This is a genomic window from Pseudomonas edaphica, from assembly GCF_005863185.1.
Classification (GTDB): Bacteria; Pseudomonadota; Gammaproteobacteria; order Pseudomonadales; family Pseudomonadaceae; genus Aquipseudomonas; species Aquipseudomonas edaphica.
In genome coordinates, this window is sequence record NZ_VBVZ01000626.1 from 1 (window position 1) to 3,550 (window position 3,550).

Here is a 3,550-nt window from a genome sequence, read left to right on the forward strand (position 1 = left end):
CGGTCTGTCAGGCGAAGCCGTAGTCGCCTGACACACCGCCATCGCAGGCAAGCCAGCTCCCACAAGGGATTGGGTGGAGCCACGGACGATCAGTTCGGGCAAAAAATCCAGGGTACGCGGTGGTGCGTCATCGCCGCGCAAGCGTTTAAGCAGGCAGTCAAAGGCGCTGGCGCCAATCGCGTCGGTGGGTTGGGCGAGGGCGGTGATGCCGTTGCCCACCAGCGGGTACCAGTCGAGGTCATCCAGGGCAATCAGGCCGAAGTCATCAAAGAGGTTGCGGCCCAGCGCTTTGAGCGCGTGGGTGCAGGCCAGCGCAGCCACGCCATTGGCGCAGAACAACGCCTTGGGGCCTGGCTTGGCCAAGAAAGTGTGCAGACGGTTTTCCAGCCTGTCATCGAGTTCCAGCACCGCGCCGGTCAACGCCGGCCGGGCCGCAATTTCCGCCGTGAAACTCGCCTGACGTTCCAGACGTGAACTGGTGCCATCGGCTTTTTCGCTCACTAGCAACAGGTCGCGATAACCCTGCTGTTGCAGATGCTCCACCGCAATACGCACCGCCGCCGGGTTATCCAGCCCCACCAGGTCACTGTGCAACGGCTCGACCTTGCGGTCCACCAGCACCAGAGGCATTTCGCGCTGCAACTCCAGCAGTTGGTCAAGGTGGTGGCCAAGGGTGTTCACGATCAACCCTTCGATGTTGTACGAACGCAGCGCCGCCAGGTGCTGGCGCTCTTGCTCGTCATCGCGGTCGGTGTTGCACACCACCAGGCTGTAGCCATGCTGGCGGCAGGCGGTTTCGACGCCGTGCATCACGGCAATGGAGTAGGGGTTGCGGATATCGGCTACCAGCATGCCGATCAGGCGCGTGCGGCCGCGTTTCAACCCGCGTGCCATCTGGTTGGGGCGGTAGCCGAGTTCGCTGATCGCTTGCTCGATACGCAAGGCAATGGCGTCGGAGAGCAGGGCGCGGTCCTCGCCGATAAAGCGCGACACGCTGGCTTTGGACACGCCGGCGCGTTCGGCGACGTCGAGCATGGTCACGCGGCTGCGCTGGGCGGCGGAAAAAGGAGTCACGGTGGCAGGCCTTTCTTATTGGAGGTGGTGACGTTCTGAAACCGGTTTCAGGAGACCTCATTCACGAAACAACGTCAAGTGTCATTCAGCGCGCGGCAAGCGCTCATTCGCGCGTGCAACCGACGAATGGCGGTAAGACCTGTTAGTTCTGACAGTATCGGGAAGTTACTAACGGGTATTCAATCAACGTCACAGCCTTCAATAAAAACCAGTGACCGGCGCAATGTTGCTGTTACGGAGAATGATATGAGCCCCCCCCCAACTAATAGCAATGTTCAAACCAATAGCGCCACAGGTTTGCCCGACGGCACAGTTGTGACCGCCGTGCCTCAAGCCCCCTTGCCAATCGTTGAGGGACGATTGGCAAGTGGTGTGATTCCAAAACGCTTATTGGATGATGATCTTCTCGTATGGATACCCGGCCCATGGATTGAACTGACCCAGCCGGGGAGCACTGATTATATTGTGTTTGTTTGGCATGTCGTCGGGTTAGCGCTGCCTGTTTACGTTGAACCGATACCGGTCGTGGGAGAGTTGTTTCCCGGCGACTTTCCACTGCCGGCGTATATTCCTAGCGGTTTGCTGCTGAATGACGCTGTCGTCAATCTTTCTTATCGCATACACAATGACCAACCCGACGCACCGGTGGCCAATTTCTCGCCCCCAGTCAGGATTATTATCGACCGCAGTGCGCCGGGTAAAGGCGAGGTGCTTAAGGCGCCGGTGTTTTCAAGTGCAGTTATTACTAATCCTGATCTGGATAATAATTTGACACTGGATGTCGTGGTGCCGGGCGATTATAAGGTTCGCGCCACGCTTGACGAAATATTTCTGTGGTTTATGAGCAGCAATTCAAATCCGACTGGCTTACCGATTCACGTTGAAAAAATAGTTGCTATTGCAGGCGCAATTATTTTGAAGGTGCTGGTGTCGGAATTTCGCAAGTTTTCAGGTGCACAAGAATTGTTTGCGGTGTACCGAGTCAAGGATGAGGCGGGTAACATTAGTCAACTTTCCTTGCCCGGAAGTGTCTTGCTGAGTCTAACGCCACTGCCCGGCAATTTGCCCGTGCCTACGGTGCCTGCGTTTGATTTTGATCAACTCATCAAACGTGACGATGCGCGTAATATCGTCTCGTTTGGCATCAGCAGCTACACCAATTTTATACCTGGGGATCTCTGTATCCCTGAATTGGCGGGTGTTAAACTTCCGCCGATACCTGTCACTTCATTTCCGTTTACCGGAACCTTGACCTGGCAGCAGCTGATTGCCAACGGCTCCGACCTGCAACGAAAGGACAAGGTGCCGTTTCGCTATTACATTAGACGTGCTTCCGACACGGTGGGCCCTGGGACGCTGTCTCCGCTGAAATTGCTCAATATGGATTTCACGGTATTCGGCCGCGATCACAATCAGGCGCCAGCGTTACTTAACCCAATGTTGGACTTGGCCAATCTCTATGGCGCGGTGTCCAATACAGCCAATAAACTGGACAGTCGCGACAGTATCGACGCTGTCAGAGTGGAAGCGCGCCTGTCCGGTAACCCGCAAGTCGGTGACATGCTGTTGCTGTACTGGCCGGGGCAGGCAGCGCCGGTGGCAACCTATACCGTCAAGTTGGGTGACACCGCTGGCGCCCTTATCGTTTTTGATAATCGCATTAGCTGGTCGATCATACAGGGCGGTGGTAATACGACTGCCCCCGTGTATTACGTGAGCACTAACGGCGTTAACGAGCAACGATCGGGTAATCAAAGTGTTGTCGTAACCATCACGCCGCCTATAAGTTTTCCAAAGCCCACGTTCCCTCAAAATATAAATCATCCTAATAAAATTATTAGTTGCACACCTGGCTTTGGCCCCGACGGCAAACCAATCCCGCTTCCCTGGGAGGTATTTCAGATGCAGGTGACGCCCGGAGTCGGTATAGCCCCAGGGGATGTATGTACGCTGTCGTTCCAGGGGTACGCTAATTACCCGGATCGCAACCCGATAGCGTCGACAGCCCTTATCCTGAGTCATACGTGGGGCGTCAATCAAGTGTCCCATACTTTTGAAATTACAGATTATCAAAACATAATCAAACCGCTGAGGGACTATGCCGGCGCCTCTGCAAAATATAGTGTTTTTCGAAACCACGGATTAATAGGCGTATCGAAAGTCGGGTATGTACAAGTTGACCTTAAATATCCGACTGGGAAGTATTGTGGGCCGGCCTAGCGTTGGATAAATCCATTCATGAAGGTCGAAGTGTAGGTGGCAGTGAGGTAAGTGGCGTGAGGGCTTCAGTATCCAGAGGTCCCTGGTCGTTTGGTTTTATTCGGTAAAAATATAATTGCGGATGGAGAATAGGACATGATCGGTAAAAAAATTACGGTAAAGGCAGATCCCAGCCCTGGAGCAGTTGCTCCCGAAATCCAAGGAGTAGACCCTGTAACAGGGTATATTTCAGCGGCTGACGGGAACAAACCTGTGG

General features: G+C 54.6%; 2 protein-coding genes. One reads left to right on the forward strand and one right to left on the reverse strand.

Annotated elements, in window-relative coordinates; all coding sequences use genetic code 11:
* A partial coding sequence (locus FEM54_RS27840) for a LacI family DNA-binding transcriptional regulator (RefSeq protein ID WP_138453783.1) occupies nt 1-1,074 on the reverse strand: 1,074 nt, incomplete at its 3' end.
* Nucleotides 1,075-1,320: 246 nt separating this feature from the next.
* Between FEM54_RS27840 and FEM54_RS27845 the strand changes: the two genes are divergently transcribed.
* Nucleotides 1,321-3,294 carry a hypothetical protein gene (locus FEM54_RS27845; protein WP_138453784.1) on the forward strand — a complete coding sequence of 658 codons (1,974 nt, stop codon included), beginning with the start codon at nt 1,321-1,323 and terminating at the stop codon, nt 3,292-3,294.
* The last annotated feature ends 256 nt before the right edge of the window (nt 3,295-3,550 follow it).